Annotated in this window: 24 protein-coding genes; 11 read left to right on the forward strand and 13 right to left on the reverse strand. The window is 43.4% G+C overall.

What is annotated here, in order from left to right; all coding sequences use genetic code 11:
* Positions 1-78 precede the first annotated feature (78 nt).
* Positions 79-1,137 (reverse strand): porin, encoded by a 1,059-nt coding sequence (locus tag R8N47_RS12280; protein ID WP_064354590.1) that lies wholly within the window; start codon positions 1,135-1,137, stop codon positions 79-81.
* Between the two features lie 609 nt (positions 1,138-1,746).
* On the opposite strand from R8N47_RS12280, the gene R8N47_RS12285 reads away from it, so the two are divergent.
* The 3 genes from R8N47_RS12285 to R8N47_RS12295 all read left to right on the forward strand — a co-directional run bounded on the left by R8N47_RS12285 (position 1,747) and on the right by R8N47_RS12295 (position 4,698).
* Positions 1,747-2,718 carry a porin gene (locus R8N47_RS12285; RefSeq protein WP_005375535.1) on the forward strand — a complete coding sequence of 324 codons (972 nt, stop codon included), beginning with the start codon at positions 1,747-1,749 and terminating at the stop codon, positions 2,716-2,718.
* 464 nt (positions 2,719-3,182) lie between these two features.
* A complete protein-coding gene (locus R8N47_RS12290) occupies positions 3,183-4,040 on the forward strand; it encodes a DMT family transporter (protein ID WP_005375542.1) in 858 nt (285 codons plus the stop codon).
* Positions 4,041-4,083: 43 nt separating this feature from the next.
* The gene (locus R8N47_RS12295) at positions 4,084-4,698 is read left to right on the forward strand and encodes a glutaredoxin domain-containing protein (RefSeq protein WP_064354589.1); all 615 of its coding nucleotides are present in this window, start codon (positions 4,084-4,086) and stop codon (positions 4,696-4,698) included.
* A 127-nt stretch (positions 4,699-4,825) separates the two neighbouring features.
* Here the strand turns inward: R8N47_RS12295 and R8N47_RS12300 are convergent, their stop codons facing one another.
* The 3 genes from R8N47_RS12300 to R8N47_RS12310 all read right to left on the reverse strand — a co-directional run bounded on the left by R8N47_RS12300 (position 4,826) and on the right by R8N47_RS12310 (position 6,811).
* Positions 4,826-4,960 (reverse strand): hypothetical protein, encoded by a 135-nt coding sequence (locus R8N47_RS12300; protein WP_017635854.1) that lies wholly within the window; start codon positions 4,958-4,960, stop codon positions 4,826-4,828.
* A 133-nt stretch (positions 4,961-5,093) separates the two neighbouring features.
* On the reverse strand, positions 5,094-5,441 hold the full coding sequence (locus R8N47_RS12305) for a hypothetical protein (protein ID WP_064354588.1): 348 nt from the start codon (positions 5,439-5,441) through the stop codon (positions 5,094-5,096).
* A gap of 176 nt (positions 5,442-5,617) precedes the next feature.
* Positions 5,618-6,811 (reverse strand): multidrug effflux MFS transporter, encoded by a 1,194-nt coding sequence (locus R8N47_RS12310; RefSeq protein WP_064354587.1) that lies wholly within the window; start codon positions 6,809-6,811, stop codon positions 5,618-5,620.
* Positions 6,812-6,916: 105 nt separating this feature from the next.
* Here R8N47_RS12310 and R8N47_RS12315 point away from each other — a divergent pair, with 105 nt between their 5' ends.
* Positions 6,917-7,804 carry a LysR family transcriptional regulator gene (locus R8N47_RS12315; protein WP_017635852.1) on the forward strand — a complete coding sequence of 296 codons (888 nt, stop codon included), beginning with the start codon at positions 6,917-6,919 and terminating at the stop codon, positions 7,802-7,804.
* 183 nt (positions 7,805-7,987) lie between these two features.
* On the forward strand, positions 7,988-9,808 hold the full coding sequence (locus tag R8N47_RS12320) for a putative bifunctional diguanylate cyclase/phosphodiesterase (RefSeq protein WP_005375494.1): 1,821 nt from the start codon (positions 7,988-7,990) through the stop codon (positions 9,806-9,808).
* A 106-nt stretch (positions 9,809-9,914) separates the two neighbouring features.
* Here R8N47_RS12320 and R8N47_RS12325 read toward each other — a convergent pair whose 3' ends face one another.
* Together R8N47_RS12325 and R8N47_RS12330 are read right to left on the reverse strand one after the other, a co-directional pair.
* The gene (locus tag R8N47_RS12325) at positions 9,915-11,198 is read right to left on the reverse strand and encodes a peptidoglycan DD-metalloendopeptidase family protein (RefSeq protein WP_025768471.1); all 1,284 of its coding nucleotides are present in this window, start codon (positions 11,196-11,198) and stop codon (positions 9,915-9,917) included.
* A gap of 124 nt (positions 11,199-11,322) precedes the next feature.
* Positions 11,323-11,952 carry a hypothetical protein gene (locus tag R8N47_RS12330; protein ID WP_017635850.1) on the reverse strand — a complete coding sequence of 210 codons (630 nt, stop codon included), beginning with the start codon at positions 11,950-11,952 and terminating at the stop codon, positions 11,323-11,325.
* Positions 11,953-12,152: 200 nt separating this feature from the next.
* Between R8N47_RS12330 and R8N47_RS12335 the strand changes: the two genes are divergently transcribed.
* From R8N47_RS12335 to R8N47_RS12350, 4 genes are all read left to right on the forward strand, one after another.
* Positions 12,153-12,554 carry a GFA family protein gene (locus R8N47_RS12335; RefSeq protein WP_017635849.1) on the forward strand — a complete coding sequence of 134 codons (402 nt, stop codon included), beginning with the start codon at positions 12,153-12,155 and terminating at the stop codon, positions 12,552-12,554.
* A gap of 153 nt (positions 12,555-12,707) precedes the next feature.
* Positions 12,708-13,379, forward strand: a complete 672-nt coding sequence (locus R8N47_RS12340) for a YoaK family protein (protein ID WP_005375484.1) — start codon at positions 12,708-12,710, stop codon at positions 13,377-13,379.
* 455 nt (positions 13,380-13,834) lie between these two features.
* Positions 13,835-15,199, forward strand: a complete 1,365-nt coding sequence (locus tag R8N47_RS12345; RefSeq protein WP_017635848.1) for a YjiH family protein — start codon at positions 13,835-13,837, stop codon at positions 15,197-15,199.
* A 436-nt stretch (positions 15,200-15,635) separates the two neighbouring features.
* Complete coding sequence (locus R8N47_RS12350; protein ID WP_064354586.1) at positions 15,636-17,507, forward strand: methyl-accepting chemotaxis protein; 1,872 nt, start codon at positions 15,636-15,638, stop codon at positions 17,505-17,507.
* A 144-nt stretch (positions 17,508-17,651) separates the two neighbouring features.
* Here R8N47_RS12350 and R8N47_RS12355 read toward each other — a convergent pair whose 3' ends face one another.
* From R8N47_RS12355 to R8N47_RS12365, 3 genes are all read right to left on the reverse strand, one after another.
* Positions 17,652-17,999 (reverse strand): hypothetical protein, encoded by a 348-nt coding sequence (locus R8N47_RS12355; protein WP_080996664.1) that lies wholly within the window; start codon positions 17,997-17,999, stop codon positions 17,652-17,654.
* 232 nt (positions 18,000-18,231) lie between these two features.
* Entirely contained in the window at positions 18,232-19,389 is a 1,158-nt protein-coding gene (locus tag R8N47_RS12360; protein ID WP_053303777.1) for an amino acid permease, read from the reverse strand.
* Positions 19,390-20,112: 723 nt separating this feature from the next.
* A complete protein-coding gene (locus tag R8N47_RS12365) occupies positions 20,113-20,424 on the reverse strand; it encodes a hypothetical protein (RefSeq protein ID WP_005375472.1) in 312 nt (103 codons plus the stop codon).
* Between the two features lie 141 nt (positions 20,425-20,565).
* On the opposite strand from R8N47_RS12365, the gene R8N47_RS12370 reads away from it, so the two are divergent.
* On the forward strand, positions 20,566-20,898 hold the full coding sequence (locus R8N47_RS12370) for a helix-turn-helix transcriptional regulator (protein WP_005375470.1): 333 nt from the start codon (positions 20,566-20,568) through the stop codon (positions 20,896-20,898).
* Between the two features lie 111 nt (positions 20,899-21,009).
* Here R8N47_RS12370 and R8N47_RS12375 read toward each other — a convergent pair whose 3' ends face one another.
* From R8N47_RS12375 to R8N47_RS12385, 3 genes are all read right to left on the reverse strand, one after another.
* Positions 21,010-21,390 (reverse strand): hypothetical protein, encoded by a 381-nt coding sequence (locus tag R8N47_RS12375; RefSeq protein ID WP_005375467.1) that lies wholly within the window; start codon positions 21,388-21,390, stop codon positions 21,010-21,012.
* 167 nt (positions 21,391-21,557) lie between these two features.
* Entirely contained in the window at positions 21,558-21,944 is a 387-nt protein-coding gene (locus tag R8N47_RS12380) for a GlcG/HbpS family heme-binding protein (protein WP_064354585.1), read from the reverse strand.
* Between the two features lie 9 nt (positions 21,945-21,953).
* Complete coding sequence (locus R8N47_RS12385; RefSeq protein ID WP_064354584.1) at positions 21,954-22,922, reverse strand: aldo/keto reductase; 969 nt, start codon at positions 22,920-22,922, stop codon at positions 21,954-21,956.
* Between the two features lie 154 nt (positions 22,923-23,076).
* Between R8N47_RS12385 and R8N47_RS12390 the strand changes: the two genes are divergently transcribed.
* The gene (locus tag R8N47_RS12390; protein ID WP_064354583.1) at positions 23,077-23,952 is read left to right on the forward strand and encodes a LysR family transcriptional regulator; all 876 of its coding nucleotides are present in this window, start codon (positions 23,077-23,079) and stop codon (positions 23,950-23,952) included.
* A 9-nt stretch (positions 23,953-23,961) separates the two neighbouring features.
* On the opposite strand, the gene R8N47_RS12395 is transcribed toward R8N47_RS12390, so the two are convergent.
* Positions 23,962-25,719 (reverse strand): SgrR family transcriptional regulator, encoded by a 1,758-nt coding sequence (locus tag R8N47_RS12395; protein ID WP_064354582.1) that lies wholly within the window; start codon positions 25,717-25,719, stop codon positions 23,962-23,964.
* Between the last annotated feature and the right edge of the window lie 192 nt (positions 25,720-25,911).

The following is a 25,911-nucleotide window of genomic DNA, read 5'->3' on the forward strand; positions in this document are numbered from 1 at the left end:
AAAACAAATAGACAAAAAAGCCAGCACGAGGCTGGCTTTAGATCAATGAGCTTGAATAATAGTTCTCGCTAAACCCTATTATAGGTAGTAACGAGCACCTAACGCCCATTTGTCATCAGTTTCACGACCATTGTCGTCATTTAGGTCAAACTGGTAACCCGCGTAACCAACAAATTTAGGCGTGAAGTTGTATTCTGCTTGTAGTGCCATTTCTTCACGAGCAGTTTCTGTTTTAGAGTTCTTAAACTCTTTACCTTCCACCATTTCATAGTTAACACTCAAGTTTAGGCTGTTCGCCAGAGCGTATGCGATGATCGCCTCGTACGCATCACTTTCTTCTAAACGGTCACCTTTTGCACTGAAGTTCATGTTTTCGTTTGAACCATAAACTGCAGCAAGGAATAGGCCTTGGCCGTACGCACCGTAAGATGCTGATACAACGTGTGATTCCGCCGTGTGCTTACCTGCATATGCAGGGTGCTGGAAATCGCCGCCATTGTAAGAGTAACCGATTTTAGCGCCCATGATTGAGTAAGAAAGCGCAGCTTGCACACGGTCATCGTATTTAGCACCGCCAGTTATAACTCCAGCATCGTTGCGCGTGTAATCATCGTTTGCACCCTGCCAACCAAGACCAAAGTTGATCACACCCGCTTCACCCAGCTCGATGGCATTACGGTAAGAAAGCATTTTATCCGCACGGCCAGTGCCAAGGTTTCCATGATCGTCATAGATGAAGTCGTTGGCAAACGCGATTGGCATATCTGCAATACCTGCGACATCGTAGTAAGGTGACCATTGCGTACCACCTACTGCACGACCATAAACCTCATGCGTTACACCTAAGTAACCTAGACGCGTTTTAAACGACTCTTCACCACCGTCTAAGTAGTTTAGCGCCCATTCACCACGTGCGTCTGCGGTGAAGCCATTACCCAAATCCTGTGTCGCAGAGATATTGATACGAGGAGAGTTAGTACCCACATCCGTGTCACCTTGCTCTGATCCATTTAAATTAACAGAAACGTGGCCGCCCATCGAAAATGTTGTGCCATCGTTATTATATAGTTCCACTGCAACTGCTTGAGTACCGAAGGTTGCTGCCGCGATTGCCGCTGCTAATAATTTTTTATTCATTTCTAAATCCATTACTTATTAGTTGGTTAGTCAGTTTTAGACCCGGCTTTGGTTCACTTTCGTAAAAACGAAATGATGAACAAAGAGAGGAATACAAAGGCTATCCGAGGCATCGTTTCCACCAGATTAGTTTTACCTTTGTGTAACAACTGCCGACACTTTATTTGATTAGTTCCTGACAACCGAGTGAAAAGATCTCAGACAAAACCTAAAAAGCAATCGTTTACTTAGCCTTCAAGAAATCGAGAAATAAAAACCTTACAATAAGAAATGCTTTAGAGAGAGTTAGCTCACAAATAGCTGATGATTCGCTATTTTTAGGCCAAACTTCCCTGCCAAATTGAAATGTTTACTTACATTTAGGGTCAAGAAGCAATTCAGGAACTTTTTGAAAAAAACACAGTCTTTAACGGAGAGGAAAAAACCTCAAAAAAGATAAACCTTTCTTTTTATAAGTGGTATGAGAAGGGGAACTTATTCTTTCCAGCAATAAAAGTGCAATCAAATCATAACTTAACAGAAATCTATCTTTCATTTTCAGCCTTTACCTTAGCGTCATCAACACATCGGGCAAGAAAGCCCATCGATTACAACTAGGGTAATAAGAAAATGAAAAAGGCAGCACTAACTACTGCAATTCTTACAGCATTGGTATCAGCACCATCATTCGCAGCAACTGTATACAAAAACGACGGTACTGAATTAAAAGTTGGCGGCCGCGTTGAGTTTCGTGGTGACTTCATCGGTTCAGACGGTGCTGAAGTTGAAGGTTCCATGGAAGATAAAAGCCGTGCTCGTCTTAACCTAAAAGGTAAAACAGACATCGGCAACGGCCTTTCTGCTTTCGGTGTTTACGAAGCCGAACAAAAAACGGGCAAGAGTGAATTCAAAAACCGCTACATGTATGCAGGCGTCGACTCTGATATCGGTGCTTTCTCTGTAGGTCGTCAAGACATGGCTGCAGTCATCATCTCTGACATGACGGATATCACAGAATTCTCTGGTGTTCAGCAAGTTATTGATTCGTCGTCTGATAAGCAAGACAGCGTTTTCGCATACCGTGGTGCGTTTGATGCACTACAACTTCAAGCAACCTACCAAGCAAACTCTAGCGATAACGAAGATAAATACGGCATCTCTGGAATGTACTCACTACCAATGGGCCTCGACTTTGGTCTTGCATACTCTGGTGGCGATGTAGATAAAGATAACTCTGAAGATCAAATTCTAGGTGGTATCGCTTACTCGATGGACAACCTTTACCTAGCAGGTACTTATTCTCAAGGTTCCCTGACTGACTCTGAAGACTTTACGGCTTACGAGCTAGTCGCAAGCTACAAAGTAGCAAGCAAAGTGACACTTGCAGCTCTATACACAGCTCAAGAGAATGATCCAGACAACGGTTCAAAGTACGACACCGTTGAAGGTATCGAGCTTGTTGGTTACTACAAACTAAACAGCAACTTCCGTACTTACCTGTCTTACTACATCAACCAACTTGATGAAGCAAAAGATGCAACAACAGGTCTAGTAACAGAAGGCGAAGATACACTGCGCCTAGGCGTACGTTACGATTTCTAGTTCACTCTTGTCCTAAGAGCGAGTCCACTTGGCCAGCACCTTTGCTGGCCATTTTTTATGTAACCCAACACAACTCGATAAGTTTTCACACTATCCAAGCATCGCTCAGCAATGAAAAACGAGCGTAACGACGCCTACTTCTGCCCTCTTTTAATGCGATTGATCACTAAGTTAGTGCATTTCATCTAATCGACAACATAGAAAAACAAAAAAACCATTTAAAATCAAACATATAAAAGTTGGCACGTGTTCTGCAATATTATTTATGCAAATGCATGGCAGCGTTTGTGCTTCTCGTTCTTTGTACCTGTTATAACAGGCACGTCCTTTGAATTGGTAATGTCGCCTCCCTCTGGGAGGCATTTTTTTATTGGCGCGAAAAACAATAGGACGTATGATCCCGCCACCTCTATCAAACTGGAATTTTTCAATTGAATCATCATCCTGTTCAAGGTGCGTCCTGGATGCTAACAGCTGGCTTGGCATTCGCCATAGTGAACAGCTTCGCCCAAATTGCTAGCATCAACTTTGGTGTCTCCTCCACCACATTTGCGTTATTCCAATATGCAATCGCCTTATTTGTTATTCTGCCCTACCTACGTACACTTGGGATTAGACGTTCTTTAAGAACCCAACACTTTGGCTGGCATGCATTCCGCATTTTTCTCTCTGTTATCGGGATTCAACTTTGGTTATGGGCTCTCGCTTACCCAGTTCCAATTTGGCAAGGTATTGCACTTCTCATGACCTCCCCGTTATTTGCCACAGTTGGTTCTGGCTTGTTACTCAAAGAAAAAGTAGGTACTGCACGCTGGCTCGCTACATTGACGGGGTTTGTTGGTGCCATGATCATTCTTGAGCCTTGGGCAGACTCATTTACATGGGCGACCCTGCTCCCTGTTGGCGCCGCATTTTTCTGGGCAGCGTATTCATTAATGGTTAAAAAAATGTCGGTAAACGATCCGCCATCAACCATGGTTGTCTATTTATTGCTGCTGATAACACCATTTAATATCTTGTTAGCGATACCGACGTTTACTATGCCAGATACGTGGACGATATGGGGTGTGCTTTTAGCCGCAGGTGCACTTACAGCACTCGCTCAATGGGCTATCGTTAAAGCATATGCAGTAGCAGACGCCTCATTTGTGCAACCATTTGATCACGCCAAACTGCCTTTGAATGTTGTTGCTGGTTGGTTGGTGTTTGGTTGGGTGCCACCTGGTCGTTTATGGTTAGGTGCTGCGATTATTATTGCATCTATTGCGTTTATTACGCATTGGGAAGCGAAAAAGACAAAGTTAGTTGAAAGAAAAATCTAATTTAAAAGTTCTATATTTTCAGGAAAGGAAATGAGGAACCCATATGAGTCAACCAATCAAAATTACACTGTATCGCTGGGCTGGTAGTTGGGGCCCATTCAAAGTCAATATTCCTTGTGGTGAATGTACATTAACCAAAGATATTTTAAAGGATACTTTTGAAAACGAACTAGCCAATGTGCCCGTTGAACTTGAAGTAAAAGATTGGTTATCGCACTGGTGGGAACCATTAAAAGCTGGTGCTTGGCATGCACCCATTCTTCTTGTCGAAGGGAAAGTTATCAGCCAAGGAGAAGCATTGAATCGGGGTGTGCTTGTACAGTCTGTTATTGCTGAGTGGGTAAAACGCGATGAGCTAAAAGGCAACATTGTTTATGGTAAAGCAACTTGCCCTTACTGTGTCAAAGCCAAACAATTACTTGACGAGGCTGGCGTTCAGTATGAGTACCATGATGTAGTTAAAGACAGCGCCGCCTTATATCGCATGATTCCTGAAGTAAAAGCCATCATTGGCGAAAAAACACCGGTAACAGTGCCGCAAATTTGGTTAGATGGAAAATATATTGGAGGCGCTGACGATTTAGAAAAGTGGTTATCAGCAAAGGGGCTAGATAAAGTGCCTAACAATGTTGTGGAGATACCAAGCCAATCCGCGTAATTCTAGATTTAAATGTCATCAGTCTTTGAGTAGCGTTTTGCCAATGTTGTGCAATATGTTGGCTACTTACTAACAACAAAACAGAGAAAAGCAAAAAGCCCTGATTTTTCAATCAGGGCTTTTTAAATTATTTCGCCAGTTTTTTAATAACACGAGCAAAAACAGAAGCTTTTTTCTTCTTCGCTTTACCGTAAAGCGCTTTGTGCATCGCGTCTTTTGCAATCATCTGGCCAATATAAGCACCACCAAGTTCGTTACCCATGACCTTCTCCTGAATGTATTGACTTAACTATGTAGTAATTTTACACCACAAATAGATAAAAACAAGACTCCAGTCACATTTATTTTGTAATTAACTTTCAGTTTGGTTTTCGTGGATTTTTTGAAATGAGCGTCTATCGCTTCGGTTGTTGGTATGTTTTACCCGCCGCGACGTACGTATCTTTCTGTTTGATTTCAAAGAATGTTTCAAAGAACCACGCTGCAAACTTGATCAAGTGATCGCCTTCATTCATGACGTGCTCTACGTATTCTTGCTCTTCTCCGGACGCGTCTTCTTGAGTGGTAATATGGTAAATACGTTTCTCACCATCAACTTCTGCAAGGCCAAACTGACCCGTTAGGGATTGCGCCGCTTGTGCAACTTCTTCTTCCTCACACGCCTTCAAGACTTCGAGCGCCTTTGGCATGCTTTCTTGCTGAGTAATTTCTTTTACCAGTGTTTCAAATTCGTTTTGTTGCATTCTTTCACCTAACGATTAGAGATCGGATAGCCATTGGGCAGAAATGTATTCCAAGCTTGAGAGAAGTATCAAGGTTCGCCCTCTTCCTTTCAAACCAAGTTATTCAGTATACACAACAGGCCAGACTTAATTTAGCTGCGCATTTTAGAAAGCCGACCTTCTGGTTGCAAGTATATTCAGATGGAAGTTTCTGCTTGAACCGTCCCTTCTGGCACTTTACGAAATTGGCTTAGTACAAGAACAAAGCAAGAAAGTAACGCAATAAACAAATAAAACACCCCAAGCTGCTGCTGATTCGTAACCCATGAGTCTACTAAGTACCCACCAAACAAACCTGCTAAACACATTTGAATAGAACCAGATAACGCAGAAACCGCGCCTGCCTGTTGCTTATGTGGCGAAAGTAGCAAACTGATCGATACTGGGAATGACATGCCTTGGGCAAAACTTAAACACGTGAATGCCGTCAGCAATGAAAATACACTGAAGGGGGTAACCAGCAACATGACGCCAGCAACAGAAACAATCGCGAAACTCATCAGCAAGATTTGCTGAGCTTTGTAACGAGCATTGATCAAATTCAGCACTAAGCTACCCGTCAGCAAACCAACTGATGGTATGATCATCAAAGAGCCGTAATCTGCCGCCGTTAATCCTAACTCTTGTTGCATTAAAAATGGATACAAGGAGAGAGTAACCAGAGCCGATAAATAACTAAGCCAGTTGTAACTCGCACTACCAATCACTTGTGTATTCGTTAACAGACGCAAATAGTTCGCGCTTACTTCGCCTACTTTAAATTTTCTCTTCGGATAAGGCAGCGTTTCTGGCAGCACCAATAAACCAAGTGTAAAAATTGCCATTAAGTAAATCAGCACAAACACGAAGACAGCATGCCAACTCAGGTGAAAAGCAATCCAGCCACCAAACAGCGGAGCAATAATTGGCATCACTGAAGCAGTGACTGAAATATAAGATAGCGCTTTGGTTAATTGCATACCGTCATAACTATCACGCAGTACTGACCGACCAAGTACCGAAGCGCTGCCCGCTCCTAGGCCTTGCAGTAACCGTCCCGCTTCAAGGGCAACAATGTTGTCCGAAAACGCGATGCAAATAACCGTACCAACTAGATATACACTTTGCCCCAAAATAAACACCGGCCGACGACCAATCGCATCAGACAATGGGCCGTAAAAAAGCTGAGAGATACCGAAGCCAACGAGAAATAGCGTGACGAGATTCTGAATCGAATGTTGCGGCAAATTCAAGTCATGACCAATCAACGGCAAAGAAGGAAGATAAATACTAACGCCAACTTGGCCTGTGGCAATGATCATCATCGCTAATAACAATGGTGTTTTACGCAAACGTTCCTCCTACTTTGTGACAGATTGATGGCAAACAGTGTATATTTGATACTCAAAGATGATAATCAGCTAAGTTGGAAAGGAATTAATTCCCAAGGAGATACAATGGACTGGATTCAAAGCGTGAAGAGTTATATTCGTGTGGTCGAAGAAGGTAGCTTTAATGCAGCAGCGCGGAAACTCAATACCACCAGCTCAGCTATCAGTAAGCGAGTTCAATGGCTAGAAGATAAAATTGGCGTTCAACTACTCAAACGTACGACCCGCTCAATTAGCCAAACTGAAGCTGGTGCGCTGTTTTATCAACGAGCAAAAAGTCAGCTTGATTCATGGCAATCGGTATTAGATGAAACTCGCTCAGTCAACCAATCACCAGCGGGGCTATTAAAAATTGGTGCGACACTGGCCGTTGGTTCCAAGTTTCTAGTTCATTATCTCGATGATTTTCTTGAGAAATATCCAGACATCACACTTCAATTAACAACAACGCTACCAGGCCAATTGCCAGAGCTAAGCTTAGACCTGTTTATTAGCCGGGAATTAGAGCAACTGAACTCTCTGAGTTTCAAAGCCACTGCGCTTTTCGAACATAAAGCCCAGTTTTACGCTGCGCCTAGTTACCTAAAAAAATATGGAACACCGCAATGCGTTGAGGATCTGACAGAGCATAATGTCCTGATTTGGGGAGAAAAACCCTCACGAGAAATCAAAACAAATCGAGGTAAGCGTATCAGCTTGTCCGGTAACTTTGCCACGACCAACCCAGAAGCGCTGTTTCATGGTGCCAAAAGAGGCATGGGTATTTTGATGACGAACAACGTCATGATCAAAGATGATCTCAAATCCGGCGCGTTAGTCCCTATCCTGCCCGATATCACAGCGGATAAAGCCACTGTATATGCCTACTATCCAAAGCTGGATTATCAGCATACCCGGACTAAGCTATTCCTCGATTATCTCAAATCACGATTAGAAGAGGAGAAGCGCGCCTAGCTTAGCGTTTTTATCGCTATACCTTTAAAAGGTTCAAGCATAAAAACATGAAAATAATGATTTGTTCGTTCACAAAATTTGAAAAATCTGCCTTAGTAACCGATAGTTTATTTGATGCATATCAAATAATAATTCGTCGTGTCTTACACGATATGTTAATAACAACGCTAGGTGAAATGCTCGATGGGTCAGGTACAAATCAGTTTCCACAAAATTGATGAGATATTGAAGCTAAACGGCACGGCTCAGCTAAACCGAGTCACGTTAGATATTCATCAACACTTGCAGAGCCATTGCACTTGCGTTGTAGAAGTTGCGCATCTTCAGCATTCGGCTCATACCATTTCCTTCGCCAGCAATGGAAAAATTACAGACAACCTAAGCTACCACCTTTCAGGCACCCCCTGTGAAAAAGTGGCGAAAGACATTGGCGAACATATTTTCTATCAAGACCAGGTATACAAGCGTTTTCCTGAAGATCAGATGTTTCAAGAAGATGGCATTCAAGCTTACATTGGCCTGCCATTGAAGACACAAAATGGCGAAGTTCTGGGAATTTTACTGTCTACCTTTACCCGAAGCATCCACGCGAAAGAAGCGCAAGATATCCTCGACTTCCACCGATTTTATGCCAATGTCATTATTCATAGCTTACGTGAAAAGTGGGTCAGTGAACGTTCAGATAAGCTTCTTAATCAGCTTAGCTATGAGGTATCGCATGATAACCTAACTGGACTGCTCAACCGTAGCTGTTTAGCTGATACCTTGGAGACATTAACGCAGCAAGCGACTCGTCCATTCAGTTTGGCGTATCTTGATATCGATAATTTCAAATCGATCAATGATATCAACGGAAACTATATCGGCGACCAAATCATTAAGTTCACAGCTAACGCCATTCAACAGAGCTTGTCGTCGCCAAACAATGCGTTCCGTGTTGCAGGAGATGAATTCGCCTTCATCACGTACGACGAAGATCCTGTCGCCGTGTGTCAGGAAGTACTCGACAAAATTGAAAGCGGCTACAGCGACAAATCTAACCGGATTTCTTTCACCGTTAGTATTGGTATTGCACGTGCCCCAGTACATATGTTGAACAGCGATGAGCTGATTTTGAATGCCAGTCTCGCTCTCAAAGATTGTAAAAAACACCGCGATACACGGATTCAGCATTACGACACACACCTTAGTGCGTTATACCACCGTAGGACGCAGCTTATTGAGGCAATGCGAATCCAGCTAAGTACTGATATACAAGACAGCGATGAGTTGTATGTAGTGGTTCAACCGATCGTCGATATCACGAGCGACCGCTGGAATTACTTTGAAATTTTGACTCGTTGGAATAGCAATATCTATGGAAATATCTCTCCAGCGGAGTTCATTGAAGCTGCCGAACAATCAGGCCTGATTATCGAGTTAGGTGAACGGATTATTGAACTCGCGTGTATCGCAAAGCAAGAACTCGAAGCGAACCTAGGCTATAAAGTCAAACTCTCCATCAATTGCTCAGCGTATGAGCTGGTTGATTCCAACCGTTATATTAATCACTTAACCAACATGGTTGAAAAGTATCAGCACGAAGCAAAAGACTTTGTTATAGAGCTCACCGAGACCGTCTTACTCTCACAAAGTGGCCGTGAACAGATGGTACTTAACTCGTTGCGATACTTGGGTTTTAAAGTCGCACTGGATGATTTTGGTACGGGATACTCAAGCTTGAACTATATACACAATTATCCGATTGATAGCATCAAAATCGATGCTACCTTTGTGCAGAACATGCTCTCAAATACAACCTCTGAACAAGTAGTGTTTTTGATAGCGCAATTGGCAGAGCTGCTCGATGTGGATTTGATTGCCGAAGGAGTAGAAGACGATAGAGCACTACAAAAGTTAATTGAAATGGGCTGCCACTACATCCAAGGTTATTTTTACTCTCGTCCACACAGTGTTGAAGAAATCGTACACCTGATAAATGAACGTGAAGTGCGGAGTGCCTAACGTACTGAACAGACTGCTGTCATAGAATTCAAATCTAGTTAATGCACAAAGTAAAAGAGACCAAGCTATGCTTAGTCTCTTTTTGTTTTTTGAGCGAAGTACTTTATTACAGCACTGCTTTCTCTTTATCGCGTAATAGTCTATCCATTTCATCTCTGTTCGCGACAAAAGTAGCCATCTCTTTCTTAGGAACAGAACTCGCCATTGGGATATTTGCTCGCATAGCGTTAACTGGACGGCCGTATTCAATCAACTCATAGTGAAGGTGTGGCCCAGTCACTCGACCTGTTTTACCAGAAAGACCGATACGCTGGCCTCGAGAAACCTTTTGCCCTTTCTTCACCAAAATCTTACTTAGGTGTAAGTAACGGGTTTTGTATTTGCTGCCGTGCTCAACAACCACGTAGTTACCCGCATAAGGGTGTTTACGAGTCATGATCACTGTACCATCACCAGTAGAAACGACTGGTGTACCGGTTGGTACAGCAAAGTCAGTGCCGTTGTGCGGCGCAACACGCCCCGTTACTGGATGTAAACGATTAGGGTTGAAGCCAGAACTGATACGCCAACGACTACTTACAGGGTAACGCTGGAATGCGCGCTGTAAGCTTTCACCTTTGGCATTGTAGAATTGACCATCAGTATGAAGGTAAGCGGTGATCTCGCGGCCGCGATTATAAATCTTAATCGCCTCAATTTCGTTCTTACCTGTTGGTACACCATTGATGCTTTGTGAGCGACGAACAACTTCAAATCGATCACCTGCACGAAGATCACGTCCAAAGTTAAGTTGCTCTTTGAGTAAGCTTACGACTTGACTCACTTCCGCCGACGTTAAACCTAAACGACTCGCAGAAGAAGAAAAACTGCCTTGAATAACGCCAACTAAAGGTTCTTGGCTCCACACGCCAGGAATGGAAATATCAGTAAAGTCATAGCTACCATCACTATTCAGCTTGTAGACCACTTTATCTGCAATAGAAAATTGCAGTTCCATTTTCGCTAACTCGCCTGTCGCATCATCACGCCAGAAACGGAGCGTATTGCCCGGCTTAAGTGTATCAAGTGCCAAGTAGTTCAAATCCGTTTCCATTACTTTCATTAACGAGCTGTAACCGAAACCGAGCTGACTAAAAATAGTGCTTAGGTTGTCACCTGCTTGGATTTGATATTCGAAGTTCGGGGGAGTGACAACTTCGGCAGTTGTCGCATCAAGAATTTTTTCAACGACCTGAGATTCAGGTAGGTTCAATGCGATGGTTTTGGTTAAAGATGACTCTTTGAGAGAGTGAGAAACACCAATCGCAACTAAAACTGGCAAGGAGTATAACAGCAGCGCTCTACGACTTGTCAGATTCGGCAACCGTCTTGTAATTTCATTTGTAGACACGGGAATTACTATCTCCTTTCAAACAAGGCTCATAGCTTATGCATTCCCGAATAAGAAATCACTAGGAAATTTCGAGATCTAGCGCAGAAAATACTGAATTTTTACAGAACTCAAAAAAAATTCATCACTGTTGCATATGTAAGTTATTCCCTACACGCTGTAATGTGGATGAATTGAATTGATTTGGCGTGTCTGCCATTGCTTGATCGTCACCGTGCGCTAAATATGAAAGCGTGATAGTTGTATCACTTTTCCATTCGAGCTGAGTAAATTTCACGCGGTCACCAACAAAAATACTGTCTAAAAGTACAACTCGGCTCGGCACGGGGTCAAACTTGAACAAGCCAACATAGTTAAACGAACCGCTACCTTGTGTCGTTACAATCATCGGTGCAACAACCCATGAAACACCTTCAATCTCACGCTGACTAATCGACGCAGTTGGGACAAGTACCTGACCTTTTGTCGCACCTGCATCATAGTCACCGATCAAATAGCCGTTTTCTTTATCCCACTCATCAAGAAAAGTGACCGCACCCTGCTCGGGTACTTGGATCGTCCAAGGGTTACGTGCAGTGATGCCAAGCGTCTCTTGCACAATAACGTTAGTTTCTACTTCTGTTTGAGGAAACTTAGCCATGATCTCGTCATCAGACAAACTAAAACGATAAACACCTGCGATCACAACCACAACTAATAAAACGATTGGAATAAGTAGAATAAGTGGTATCGGCAGGATTTTTTTGTGAGTCATGAAGACTTCCTTGTTTAAAGGTATAAACGAAAAGCGAGTATACCATTGTATACCCAAATGATTTCACCTCTTCAAGTGTTTCAAAATTAAACTAAACTGATTGTATCCAAATAGTTTCAAGTCCAGAGCTCATAACGAGCCAGTGACATAAGCTCTGTGCTCTAGGTCTATTGGTGTATTGGGACAAATAGGTAATCACGATGACAAAAACCATTCATACATGCGAGTGCGCCTGCGGTTTAGTTGAGATCCGTTGTAAGGGAGAGCCCACCCACACGTCTGTCTGCCATTGCTTCGAATGCCAAAAACGAACTGGCAGTGTTTTTGGGGTACAAGCTCGCTTTGAAAAAGAGCACGTCACTTTAAACGGTGAAGTCACTAGCTATACCCGAATTGGCGATGATGGCAGTGAGGTTCAGTATGACTTTTGTCCATCCTGCGGCACGACAATGAGGTTGTTCGTTTCTGCATACCCGGAAATCATGATCATTCCCGTCGGTCTATTTACCGATAAAGAGTTCCACCAACCTACCGTTTCAGTCTATGAACAAATGAAACACGGGTGGGTGAGTTTCGAATGCACAACGGAACACATCTGCTAGCGAGCAATCCGCGTTCACGTATTTACTTTGGCTCGGACAAACGACCTATAAGTGAGATTTTTTTGAGAATGATCAATCGAGTTTTACTGTAAAGGGTTTCGTAACTCGGTGTGAGCGTTATAATCGGCTCCTAATATTTGGTTGGGGTTTATTGTGATTTCCAGACTTCCTCGTTGGGTGGAATATGGCGCGTTTCTACTAGCTCTTCTCGCGGGCTGCGTCAACGCCGTTGGTCTTCTCGGCTTTCAACACCAAGCGATAACTCATCTTTCGGGAACCGTAACTCAGCTAGGGAACAGCTTGCTAACAGGTGTGGATAGCTCCATTCACCTGCTCTTCATCGTATTTAGCTTTTTGATTGGCGCTGCCTTTAGCGGCTTTTTTATTGAAAGCAGTGCGTTAAAACTAGGGCGAAGATATGGTGTTGCACTGTGCATAGAAGGGAGCTTGCTCTTACTCAGCTTGGGCTTTTTGGTGCAAGGGGATTTGTACGGCCAATATCTAGCATCAGCAGCATGTGGATTACAAAACGCAATGATCACCACGTTTAGCGGCGCAGTAGTCAGAACCACACATATGACCGGAATCATCACCGATCTAGGGATTATGATTGGAGAGAGCTTGAGAGGTCGTCAATTTGACCGACGTAAAGCAAAATTATTCCTATTCATTTTCTTTGGCTTTTTGTTTGGCGGCGTCGCAGGAGCGGCTCTATTTACGGTATATGGTTTATATACGCTGGTTTTCCCAGCAATATTGGCTTTTTCTACAGCTCTGATTTACTGGAGTTACCTATACATACTTAGCCGTCAACAAAAAGCATAAAATTTCGATCCGATTGAAGCGACATACTTCAATCGGATTTGGCTCAATAGGTTCACACTGCAACGGTACAAGAAACGCTGAACGGTATTTTGACACCACTAAAAACCTTAGAATAGATAAGGCTAACTGAATTTCTGGCAAAGAAGTTAGTTAGATCAAAATCACATTTGTTTACCATTTTATTATTCCAGTCACAATGCGCCCCATAATTCACTGCGCAATTCGCCCCTCGTGCTACAATTTTCTAACACAAGCAACATATTCGCATACACTTAGACGTTATTTGACCAATTACCCGACAAATCGGCTGAATAACTAGATGTATTTAATGAATAGTATTGCAATGGATGCAGTTTGCGGGTACCCTCCGCAAAACTGTGATTAAATACGGATGTTTAGTGAATATTTATGTCATGGAAATGGCAAGTATTGACTAGTAGTAACACGAGACAACTATGCATAACACCACTAATGCTACTGAAGCTCCTAAGGGCAACTTTTGGATGTTTTTCATCCCTTCCCTAATTGGTCTTCTACTCTTTATGGCTCCGATCTCTTACGATGGTGGCCTAACCATTCCCGTTGCCGTGATGGCAAAAGTCATCCCAGCGGTGTTAGGCGATACCTTGATTGCTATCGTCACCAGTATCATCGCTTTCATGGCCGTTGCTTCTGTTCTTTGCAAAATTTTTAAGCCAGCTGCAATTTTACGTAATGGTTTTTTAAACGGTCTCTTCAACCCATCTCCACTTTGGCTCGTTGTTCGTTTAATCGGCGGCGCTGCCGTGTTAATGACGTTTTTCCAAGTGGGTCCAAAAGCAATTTGGGAAGAAAACACTGGCGGGCTTGTTCTTACTGGTCTCCTACCTACTCTGTTTGCCGTTTTCATTTTCGCGGGTTTACTGCTTCCGCTTCTTTTGAACTTCGGTCTTCTGGAGCTATTTGGTGCGTTACTCAGTAAAATAATGCGTCCGGTATTCAACCTACCTGGCCGCAGTGCAATTGACTGTATGGCATCTTGGTTAGGCGACGGAAGTGTTGGTATCTTGCTAACCAGCAAGCAATACGAAAATAAGTTCTATACTCAGCGTGAAGCGGCTGTTGTCGGGACCACTTTCTCAGCAGTATCGATCACGTTTAGCTTAGTTGTTATCGCTCAGGTAAAACTAGAGCACTTATTTTTGCCTTTCTACGGCGCTATCTGTCTAGCTGGTATCGTAGCTGCGATTATCATTCCTCGCCTGCCTCCGCTTAGTCTGAAGAAAGATCGCTACATTGACGGCAGCAACCCAGATAAAGACGCAGATGCAGTGCCAGAAGGCCACACCACATTCTCTTGGGGTATGGATCTAGCTCTTAAGCGTGCTGGTCAAGTCACATCGGTTCAGTCTGTATTTAAAGAAGGCGTACACAACGCAGTCGACATGGTATTTGGCGTACTACCTGTAGTTATGGGTCTTGGTACCGTCGCATTGGTGATTGCAGAATACACGCCTGTATTTGCAATTCTGGGTCAACCGTTTATCCCATACCTAGAGCTACTGCAAGTCCCTGAAGCTGTTGCAGCATCACAGACAATAGTTGTTGGCTTTGCAGATATGTTTATTCCAGCAATTTTAGCGGCCTCAATCGATAACGAAATGACACGTTTTGTTATTGCAGCAATGTCAGTAACTCAGCTTATCTACATGTCGGAAGTAGGTGCCCTACTGTTAGGCAGCAAAATTCCAGTAAACATTGTAGAGCTCTTCGTAATTTTCATTTTACGTACGTTAATCACGTTACCTGTGATTGCTGGCGTTGCTCATCTTATTTTCTAAAATCGAGACGTCAATTAACAAAGGCTCCGCATCGTCGGGGCCTTTTTTATACCTAAAACTCCGTCCACATTAGGCTTTTAGTAAAAAGCTCATAATTTACAAAGACAAAACTTCAACAAAACACCTTTCAGCACCAACAAAATTTTCATCACCTCACCTGTAAAGCCAGTTAATGCCACTGTTTGTTAAGCAATTCTTTTCATTATGACAATTTCACTAATCGAGCTCGCAAACATGATCACACTCACAAGTTTTAACGTAAATTGTCGGTTTGTTTAAATTTAGTTAAAAAAGACGACAAATGAGTTCATGTTTTTGACAAAGATGTCGATAAAAATATAACCAAACACAATAGGTTTCTCTTTATGCCCAATTCGCTCGGTTTAAAAGAGGCGAAAGCAAAGTGGAACCAACCGGGAGAATCAGAGGAAAGCTCATGAAATTCAGACATAAGGTTGTCACAGCCTCTTCATTTTTGCTGCTAATTACCGTGTCGTTATTGTCGACACAACAAGTTATGACCATCCGCTCCCAAACTCAGGAGCAAATCGACTCAAGTGTAAACGAGATATTGACCAGTGTTGGTAACACTGTGCAATCAGAAATGAATGCAAAGAAGGATCTCGCTCGCTCCATTACTGAAGTGATTGAGCTTGATCCCAGTTCACATAGCTATGTTCAAAACATACTTGAAAGACCGACGCCAAAAAGCAGCTTCCTTGCCATCGGTTTTGGTTATGAAAGTAATGGCTTTGTGATTGAAAATGACGACGGCTGGGATGCGGGTCCAGACTACGACCCACGTCGGCGTCCTTGGTTTATTGCAGCTAAGAGCAAAGGCGATTTGGTCGTAACCGATCCGTACGTCGATGCGTCTTCGAAAAACGTTATCATCTCTGTTGGTACGCCAGTAAAAGAAAATGGCCAGTTTTTAGCCGGTATGTTTTATGACCTCGAATTAACTACCCTTTCTGATCTGGTCAACCAAGTGAATCTGTTTGATGCTGGTTACTTATTTCTGATCACCGCTGATGGCACAACTATTGCTCACCCTCAAAGTAAGTATAACGGCGAGAAGGTCGGTAGCTACCTCCCGCAAATCGAACTTACGCAATCAGCACAACATGTTGAGATTGATGGCAACCGCTACATGGTTAACCTGACTCACATTCCTGGCGAGAACTGGTACGTAGGTTCGGTGATCGATGAAGCTGTTGCCTATTCTGCCGTAGGAGAGCTTCGTAACAACGCTATTATTTATTCAATCATTGCCGTGATTGCATCTATTATCGCCCTAACTCTGTTGATTCGCACTCTCATGCGTCCTTTGGACACGCTAAACAATGCGATTAAAGATGTAGCATCAGGGAAAGGCGACCTTACACAACGCCTCGAAACAGATACTGACCAAGAGTTTTCTGAGCTTGCCACAAACTTCAATACGTTCATGGAGAACTTACAACAGCAAATCATTGAGTCGAAACGTATTTCTGATCAAATTTTAAACGGAACTCAAATCACCGCTGAGGGCGCAAAAGACTCGGCAGGCGCAATTCACACTCAGCTGCAAGAGCTAGAACAACTTGCTACCGCGATGCATGAGATGTCTGTCACCGCGACAGAGGTTGCTAATAATGCGCAAGGTGCGGCAAGTGCAGCTAAAGAAGCCGACCAAGCAACGGTTGAGGGGTCTTCTATCGTTGGTGAATCGACACAAACGATAAACATGCTTTCCGATAGCATTGACCTTGCAGTCGAAGAAGTACAAGTGTTGGAATCTGCTACCGCCAATATCGAAACGATTCTAAAAGTCATCAACGATATTGCGGACCAAACAAACTTACTCGCGTTGAATGCCGCAATCGAGGCTGCACGTGCGGGAGAATCTGGCCGAGGCTTCGCCGTTGTTGCAGATGAAGTACGTACACTGGCACAACGTACTCAAGAGTCGACAACAGAGATTCGTACTATGATTGAGCAACTACAATCTGGCGCTTCATCTGTGGCAAATGCCATGCATCAAAGCAAAGGTAGTGCTATAGAGGCCGTTGAAAAAGCGGGTTTAGCAAATAGTGCGTTACAACGCATTCGTGATGCGATTCAGCGTATTTCCGATATGAACTTGCAAATTGCCTCAGCAGCGGAAGAGCAAAGCCTCGTCGCTGAAGAGATCAACAACAATACGGTGAATATTAAAGACCTATCGACTCAAGTCGCCGAATCGGCAAATCGAACCAACGACGCGATGCAGGCGCAACAAGAAGATGTACATAAACAAGATCAAATCTTAAATAGATTTACTGTCTAACACTCATTTAAGCAAAAACAGCGAGCACCGGCTCGCTGTTTTTGTTTTTAACCCTCTACCCTAGTGTTGGTCGATGTTACATGTGCCATGTTGGTGCTATTAAGCTCAACATTACAAGAACGCCGACTATGTGTCCTTTCAAGTTTAATTGAGCTCGACATGGATATAGCGATCATTAGAACGACGATAATAGCGGTCGTCCACTTTTAGATAAGTGAAATCTCCAATCTTTATGTAGGTACTATTCCGAGGAATTCGGTCATGGTAATAGTAACTGCGCCTTGGTCGTCTGGTCTCCACATAAATAACGTCACGATGTTTGTGTTTATGCTTGTGCTTGCGCTTGTGTTTATGATGGTGGTGATGCGCATGATGGTGATCGTACCCGTACCGATGTCCATGCTTATGCTTCGGGTCAGCCACCGCTTCTGTACTCAACACACCTAAAGACAACATAACGCCAACCATGGCAAAAGATAATTGCTTTGACACAACAGAGCCTCTTATTCATATCAACATTGATATAATAGGAGGGTGAATCACTGTACATGTCAGCCTTTCGCTAAGGAGTTTTACTAAAAAGTCAGCGCTAACCGTGATTATCAGAGAAACGTCAAACATCACAAATGCTGATGACTTTGAGTGGCCTGGGTTCGGCTATGAATACAAAAAAGCCGCCCGTTTGAATACGAGCGACTCAGTTTTTAAATAAGCTAGCGTGGTTTTATACTGCTTGGGCAAACAGCAAGAAACAGCCGAATAGGAAGATCATGCTCATTCCCATTGCGCCGCCACCAGCTTCATAAATATTGTCATCTTCTACCGGCACTCGGCGCACTTTCATGGTCATTGATAATGGGACAAAGACCGCGAGAAACACAAGAATAATCCCCGCGTAGCTGAGAATAGCTAGGAAGTGTTCTGGCGCAAATACAGCACCTAATAGTGGTAGCACAAAAGTAGTAACAAAAATCACTGGCTTACTTGCTTTCAGTAGGTCTGCATTTTGATCGTATAGCGCCATTGCAACACCTAAGAACGACGTTAGTAGTGCCAAACCAGTAAACATGGATAGGATGAACTCTAAGCCCTCGTATTGCTGACCTAGTACCGAGATCAACTCTGTTACGTTGGAGTATTGAACAAGCTCATGAGGTGGTAGATTGCCGACAACCGCTAACAACCATAATAGGTAACAAACAAGCGGAATAGTTGAGCCCACGATAATCATATTACGCAGCTGTGTTTTACTCGCTTCTTTGTTGTAAGTTACAAGCGATGGGATCACGACCATAAAACCGAAACTGGTGAAAAGCACCGAACTGGTTTTGATAAGTGCCATTTTATCGTCGCTCACAACCTCATCAAGTCCTTCAAACGAGACGCTTGGTGCAAGCGCAAAAAGTGTCAGGATCAGCGCTACGATCATGCCTAGGAACAAACCGCGATTCAGCTTATCTACTACCCCTGTACCTGCCGAAACAATGATACCAACTAAAAGAGTAAAACCGACTTGGCTTGAGATCGTAGATGTTGGAAGCCCAAATGAGGCTGTTACTTTTTGTACGAGATCACCCGCACCAATGATGTAAGCCATTAATAGACAAACTAACAGGGCGTAAAGCAAGCTGTTGGTTACCAACTGGCCTCCTTTACCAAGCGTTTCGCGAGCAATTGCATTCATGCTCACACCACCACCTACTTTACAACTGGCTTCAAGAAGGAGCAGCGCAGCATAAGTCGTTCCAGCCCAGATGAACAACATAAGAAGAGTGCCCCAAAGGAGGCCAAATTGAGCAAGCACCATTGGTATAGCAAGCATACCAGCGCCAAGAGCAGTACCTGCAACGATCAGGGAGCTGCCGACAAGTTTTAGGTTCACGGTTAATACCTCTAAATTCAATCCGTTAATTTCTCGCCAGTTGTGCTTTATCTAAAGCACACAACAAAACGCTCCGACTTAGTCAAAATTTGGTTACAAGAGCACTATGTTACAAGAGCCCTGTATGGCTAAGAAAACATGCAACAAAAGGTGGTTAATCATTTGCACATGAACACTTGAGAGTCATTTTTGGCGATGTCATCGCTGATGAAATGTGCGCAACTTTGGGTTCGAAGCAAAATTGTTCATCTTAATTCATCAACCCCATTCGTTATGAATGGATTTGGTTCGAAAAGATTGTAAGGCATAAGCAGGACGATTGAAAAGCAAAAGGTCAATCTTATAGCGATATATTTTAACAACTCTTATCTTTTACCTAAGATGTGTTGTTTTTTTCGTCACTAATTAGTCTTTTATCACTAAAAGAGAAGGAAGAACGTGCTCAATGGCTCAATTTGGCTGGGTGTACAGATTAATTTACAGTTTAAGTGAAGGTGTTAGATTCCAAGGACGTAGCCTAGATCGGACAATATCGCTATTATTCGCTGCGTACCGACACTGTTCGGTTCACATACCTCTAAACACTGATTTACGGTTCGAAAATATAGGTAAATGAGTGTCCGAATGCTGGGTGTGGTTCCCCAGCATTTGCATCCTTTCTTTTAGATGTCATCAATTGATCGAAATTGCATAAATCTTGTATCGCCCGACTTTACGATTGTGTTAATACGCTTTATCTAGCGCGCCAATGATATAAGTTAACACTGGAATACCCATATCGGCGACCTGCTTCTCAGTCTCACTCATGTTTTCATGCGCCATCCGCAGCTCTACTTCACTTATCGATTCTTTGTGAAGGTAAAGCTCTTTGTAGTTCATCAATCGCTGTTGTGACTGTTGAATCAGTGTCACAACATTCTCTTTAGTCTCACGATGTTGCTGATCAATTTCACTAAATAAATGATCTAAAATGCGTTGCATTTTGCGAATAGAAGCTTTCGTTTCTATTGATTTGTATGATTGATACTTTTCCATTGAGTTAATAACTGACTAAAATATTTACGTTTTTATAAGACAGTTATTTTTATACTGATTGCAAAGCAGGTAAATATGTAGTGGTTAAACTGGTCCACTTCTTGCTCCGTTTAGGTCAAAACTGTCCTTTCAGGAGAGCACATGCAGGTAGACCCTATAATTCAAGCACTGATCGCAAGACGAAAATCGAATGGCCTCTCCCGTGAGCAAATGGCAAACATCGCTGGAATGAGCGTAAAAACATATCAAAGGATCGAGCGCGGAGAGTCCGATCTTAAACTCTCACAATATCGTGCCATATTGCGTTCGCTTCATTTGACTGACCTAGATATTGCTTTAGATGTACGTGATGTTCAGCATGTCACAGCAAATGACTTAACGGCCGTGGCGCGATTGCTCTCACCGGAAGCTCAGTCCCTGCTCGTTCGCCTGTTATCGTTAATCCTTGAACAAAAGAACAAGAAAGGTGATTAACGACATTACTCATACCCAAACGATGAATGCCCTGTTGAGCGTTGAAACATGAATCGTTTAGACAAGAATAAAACTCGTCAAATGACGAGCTTTATTCTTTATATCAGTCCGTTACTCTAGGCTTTTCAATTCCGATGTATCAACGCCTTTTATTGCATCTTTCGCCACTTTATCAGGATCAAAGACATCACGTTCTTCATATGAATTATCAATCATGCCTTGTCCTATCGCGGTCGCCTGCTTTTGTAACTTGTTACCCTCTACCTCACCAGCATCCCAGCCTTGTCGATAATCTGAGTCGGTTTGATACCTTGTTTCGTCCTTAATATAGTGTTCAAAATCATTCCCTGCCTCTTGCATACCACTATGCCGACCGTCATGAAAGCCTTGGATATAAGCTTCATCATAACCGCTCTCTTTTAACGCGCTGTCACTCGTACCACAGCCTGAGAGGAGAACAAAAAATAGCGAAACGAATACCTTATGAAACATATTTAGGCCTCAAAGCTTTCAAATAAATTAATCATAGTTCGCGATTTCAACTTCTGCTTACTTCAGGCTATTAGATAGCTTTGTGACTCGACGAAGCCTGTGAACTTGAGTCCCTACAGTGAGTACAAAGCTGGACAAAGCATCACACCTACTGATAAACATTATACTCAACGCGCGTTTAATACTTCCATCGCAAGTGCTTCATCATCTTGCTCAGCCAAACCGCTAATGCCAATTGCACCGACGATTTTCCCCTCTTGTTCTATAGGCACACCACCCATAAAGCCTGTGATCTTCGGGTCAGTCCAATAACTCAACTGCTTACCCGTCTCACGAGCCCAAGCACCCAGATTGCCGCTAGGCTGACGGTCTCTAGCCGAGGTGTAAGCTTTGTTCTGTGCCAATAAACCTGCTTGCACACTCACATCATCCATTCGGGTAAAACCGAGCAATTCTCCATGTGTATCAACCACGGCAACCGCAATGTTTTGCTTGCGAGCAGTCGCAATTTCCAATGCCGTTTGAATTAGAGTTTGAACTTGTACGTATTTCATTTTTCTCTCCTACGGGATCTCATGACCAAGGGTTTTCTCGAACAAGCCATACCAATGGCTACGTGATAACGTGACGTTCTCTACTTGAGCACAAGCGCGAATACGCTGTGGGTTTGCAGTACCAATAACAGGCTGAATTTGGTTTGGATGACGCGTCAAGAAGGCTAAAACAATCGCCTCAGACGACACGCCATATTCAGCTGCTAGCGCCATCACCATCTCCGCCGTCTGCCTGGTGTTGTGATCATCAGAATGTAAGCCTCGCTCTGAGAATCTTCCTTGCGCCATACTGCCCCACGCTTGCAGTTGGATATTATGCTTACGGGCATGTTCCAATGTTCCCGCAACGTAGTCAGATGCCGACGAAGGAAGCCCCATGCCTTGCTTGATAAAGTCAGACTTAGCCAGACTCATTTCCAACTGGTTCGCCACAACAATTTCGCCCGTTGCTTGTTGAAGAAGATCAATTTGAGCACTGTTCATGTTAGAAACACCGAAGTGGTTAACTTTGCCAGCTTGTTTCAGTGCTTGGAGCGCTGTGCCCAGTTCTTCAAATTCAACCAGAGGATCAGGACGATGCAGCATCAAAACATCAAGGTTTTCCACGCCAAGGCGCTCAAGAATGCCCTCAACAGAAGCCGTCACCCATTTGGCAGAGAAGTCATACTGCTTAACACCTTGCTCATCTCCTAGACGGATGCCGCACTTGGATTGCAGATAAATTCGCTCTCGTAAGGTTGAGTCATTGGCTAAGATGCACCCAAACACTTCTTCTGCCTTACCGAATTTGTAGATATCCGCATGATCAAAGAGATTGATGCCAACCTCTAATGCAGCCTCGACAGCGGCATAAGCTTGGTTTTCATCTTGGGCGGTTAATGGGTTGCGATTCCACTCCCCTCCAAGTCCCATACAGCCGAAGACCAAGCGGCTAACGTTAGGTAAGGTTTTGGCGAGCGGTAGTGTTGGATTGTTCATCGTTATTCTCACTTTTCCGATTTCTGCATCTTCAATTTCTTAAGTTAACTCTAACCATCTTACCGTTCGTAAAAATTAGTTTAATACCGTAAAATCGAATTCATTATCCTCGCTACCGAACAATTAAAGCGAACAATAAAGACGAGCAATCAAGATGGCAGATTATAAGAGAATCGAAAAACTGATGCTGTTTGCTGAAGTGGCTCAAACACTCAACTTTTCTAGAGCAGCAGAGCAACTTGGTATCTCTAAAAGTTACCTGTCGGAACAAATCAAGCGATTGGAATCGGAACTCGCCACGCCTTTGATTGTTCGAACCACACGCAGCGTGAGATTGACGGCAGAAGGTGAATCGATCTTTGCACAAGCGGAAGATCTCAAACGCCGCGTAATGGAAATGGAAAAGAGTTTAAGTCAGCAATCTGAGCAAGTAGACGGTCTGATTCGTCTTACTGCTCCCAAGATGTTTGCCGAAGCGGTGCTGCATGATTTGTGTGTGGCGTTTCGCGCTTTACATCCAAACGTAGAGTTCGAGATTCTTTCTAGCTATCAAGCGTTTAATCTGACGGAAACCAGCGTCGACTTTGCGTTTCGAGCAACAAGAACGCCGCCCGAGAATATGATTGCGCATCACCTTTTGGACTACCACCACTGGCTGGTTGCCTCACCTCTGTATCTGCAAGAAGAAGGTACGCCAGAGACGTTAGCGGATTTAAAACAGCATCAATGCTTAACCACACTGCATCAAAAAGAGTGGCCGTTAAAAACGGGAACAGTTCAAACCCAAGGTTGGCTTTCAAGCAATGAAAACCGCTTACTCAAAGAATCAGCCCTGTCTGGCAATGGCATTGCTCGGTTAGCAAGTTACTTTGTCGAACAAGACGTTGAGCACGGCTGTCTAGTGCAGGTTCTATCGGAAGAAACTGACCACCAGCACAACGCGGTTTACTTGGTGTACCCACAACTTATCTATCAATCGGCGAAAACCAGAGCCTTCATTGAATTTGTGAAGCAGCACTTTGCTCAATAACTAAAGCAGTTAATCCGCCGACCACACCGAGCGAATATCTGGCCAACCCCAGTTAGTAAGAGCGACGTCTTCTAAAACACCTTGGAAACGCAAAGTTTGTGTATGGTGGAACATGGGTGCAATCCAATACTCGCTGATCAACGTCGATGCAATTGGCTCCAATGCATTAAGGTAATCCTCAAGTGGAACGAAAGATCTGACTCTCTGTAGTTGTTCATCTAACCATTTTGCGTTCTTTTCTCCCAAAGTGTGGAATAGCACAGCGTTGCTGAAGAAGTTCGTGAACGCAGAGGCATGACGATTATCATCTAGGTTTATGTTCGTTACGACCATTGTCTCATTTAGCTCACCGTTCTTAGCCTTCTCGTTCAGCTCACGGTAGGAATACATAACAATTTCTACTTTACTGCCAACACTCGCCAAACGATTAGAAATAGCCCGCGCACAGCGACGCAACGCGGTATAGTTATATCCTGCTATCGTAATGTGTTTAGGTAACTTAAGCGGCTCACTGAACGGACGGAGCACTGGCTTCCAACCTGGTAGCAGGTTATAAGCGGGTATACTCCCAAATACAATATTCTCGCGGCGCATCACTTCGGCCAAGCGCTCAGGTTGAATTAGCTCACTAATATAACGGCGCTGCGCTAAAGAGAGTTTGTGCTTAGCGTGCTGATTAAATAAGGCGAATAAGCAACCATCTTCTATTCGACTACGCTTGCTCGCCGATGAGTTTTCTCGGTTTTGCGTCGACATATAGTGTCCACACAAATCCTCCTCGGGCGAAGTATCCCTTTGCAACGTATTTGCTGCCAATGACGGGTTCTCCATTTGCTCGTCATTAACAATCCAGATAGTCACCAAATCCGTTAGAACTCTACATGCATAGTAACCATTAAATGCTTGCAGTTTTAAACGACTTTCATTGTGCTCGACAACAGAGAATGGGCCACTTCCGACCACCAGCTTGTTATTCGCTACGTTAACTTGGCTTACTGGTTGAATGCCGTATTTCACACCAGAAATAAGTCCAGCAAAGCCCAAGTCAGCTCGATTAAGCTTAAAAACAACTTTCAATGGCGTTGGCGCAGTAATGTTAGCAACATGTGCCAACTCTTTTTCGTAGTACTGTAATGAACTCAACTTTGCAAACAAGCTAACCACTGTTTCTGCATCAATGGAATTACCATTATGAAAAGTCAGACCTGGACGAAGGTAGAAAGTCCATTCGTAGGTGTCTTCGTCATAACGCCAGTGATGTGCGAGTTCTGGTTGCACTTTCCCATTGTTATCACTCGAAACTAAGCAACAATAGATTTGCCTTAATAAGAAACGTTCGCTGCTACGCTGAAGTTGATGTGGAACGACGCGCTCAAACATTCGCTTATAGGTTAATTGAATATTGAGCTGTCCTTCTTGAACAGAAGCACCAGACGTTGTTTTTAACAAACGGCCAAATGCCATTTCGTCTTCATCTAATATCGCCAGTGCTTTTTCATACTTGCCTAGCTTGATACGTTCAAGAGCCAAGCTCTCTTTTAAAACGTCTAACTCCATATTCAGAATAAGAGTCGATCGTTGGTTCCGCCCAGCTTTCGGGTGCCAGCTCAACCACGCCTTCTGCTGCATCTGCGTTAGCAGGCTACGAGCATGCCGAGAAGAAGTGAACATGATGTCGGCAATGTCCTGTAACGTGGTTTTTGTTTCATCACCAACACTAAACGAGAGTAATCGTTGGTAATAGCGAAACAAATTGAGATCAGACACTGAATCAACCTTAGATCTGTGAAGTTTGTGGATAGGAATAGTTTACTTAAGTTGGCGGTAATAAAATAAGAAAACTTCCTAATTATCTGTTCCCCTTTTCCACAATTAACCTCCAAATTCGGCTTTAAAGCCCCAGATATTTACGTTATTAGGAATAAAGTCAACAAAAGCACTCTCTTTTTTATCTCCCCT

It is taken from the genome of Vibrio sp. 2132-1, from assembly GCF_033344315.1.

Bases quoted from the DNA above. Each gene is read 5' to 3' on its own strand.
- R8N47_RS12330 (WP_017635850.1), bottom strand. From the start codon at position 11,952: ATGACTCACAAAAAAATCCTGCCGATACCACTTATTCTACTTATTCCA.
- R8N47_RS12290 (WP_005375542.1), top strand. From the start codon at position 3,183: ATGCTAACAGCTGGCTTGGCATTCGCCATAGTGAACAGCTTCGCCCAA.
- R8N47_RS12280 (WP_064354590.1), bottom strand. From the start codon at position 1,137: ATGAATAAAAAATTATTAGCAGCGGCAATCGCGGCAGCAACCTTCGGT.
- R8N47_RS12390 (WP_064354583.1), top strand. From the start codon at position 23,077: ATGGCAGATTATAAGAGAATCGAAAAACTGATGCTGTTTGCTGAAGTG.
- R8N47_RS12350 (WP_064354586.1), top strand. From the start codon at position 15,636: ATGAAATTCAGACATAAGGTTGTCACAGCCTCTTCATTTTTGCTGCTA.
- R8N47_RS12365 (WP_005375472.1), bottom strand. From the start codon at position 20,424: ATGGAAAAGTATCAATCATACAAATCAATAGAAACGAAAGCTTCTATT.
- R8N47_RS12335 (WP_017635849.1), top strand. From the start codon at position 12,153: ATGACAAAAACCATTCATACATGCGAGTGCGCCTGCGGTTTAGTTGAG.
- R8N47_RS12320 (WP_005375494.1), top strand. From the start codon at position 7,988: ATGGGTCAGGTACAAATCAGTTTCCACAAAATTGATGAGATATTGAAG.
- R8N47_RS12375 (WP_005375467.1), bottom strand. From the start codon at position 21,390: ATGTTTCATAAGGTATTCGTTTCGCTATTTTTTGTTCTCCTCTCAGGC.
- R8N47_RS12305 (WP_064354588.1), bottom strand. From the start codon at position 5,441: ATGCAACAAAACGAATTTGAAACACTGGTAAAAGAAATTACTCAGCAA.
- R8N47_RS12285 (WP_005375535.1), top strand. From the start codon at position 1,747: ATGAAAAAGGCAGCACTAACTACTGCAATTCTTACAGCATTGGTATCA.
- R8N47_RS12315 (WP_017635852.1), top strand. From the start codon at position 6,917: ATGGACTGGATTCAAAGCGTGAAGAGTTATATTCGTGTGGTCGAAGAA.
- R8N47_RS12295 (WP_064354589.1), top strand. From the start codon at position 4,084: ATGAGTCAACCAATCAAAATTACACTGTATCGCTGGGCTGGTAGTTGG.
- R8N47_RS12300 (WP_017635854.1), bottom strand. From the start codon at position 4,960: ATGGGTAACGAACTTGGTGGTGCTTATATTGGCCAGATGATTGCAAAA.
- R8N47_RS12345 (WP_017635848.1), top strand. From the start codon at position 13,835: ATGCATAACACCACTAATGCTACTGAAGCTCCTAAGGGCAACTTTTGG.
- R8N47_RS12380 (WP_064354585.1), bottom strand. From the start codon at position 21,944: ATGAAATACGTACAAGTTCAAACTCTAATTCAAACGGCATTGGAAATT.
- R8N47_RS12385 (WP_064354584.1), bottom strand. From the start codon at position 22,922: ATGAACAATCCAACACTACCGCTCGCCAAAACCTTACCTAACGTTAGC.
- R8N47_RS12370 (WP_005375470.1), top strand. From the start codon at position 20,566: ATGCAGGTAGACCCTATAATTCAAGCACTGATCGCAAGACGAAAATCG.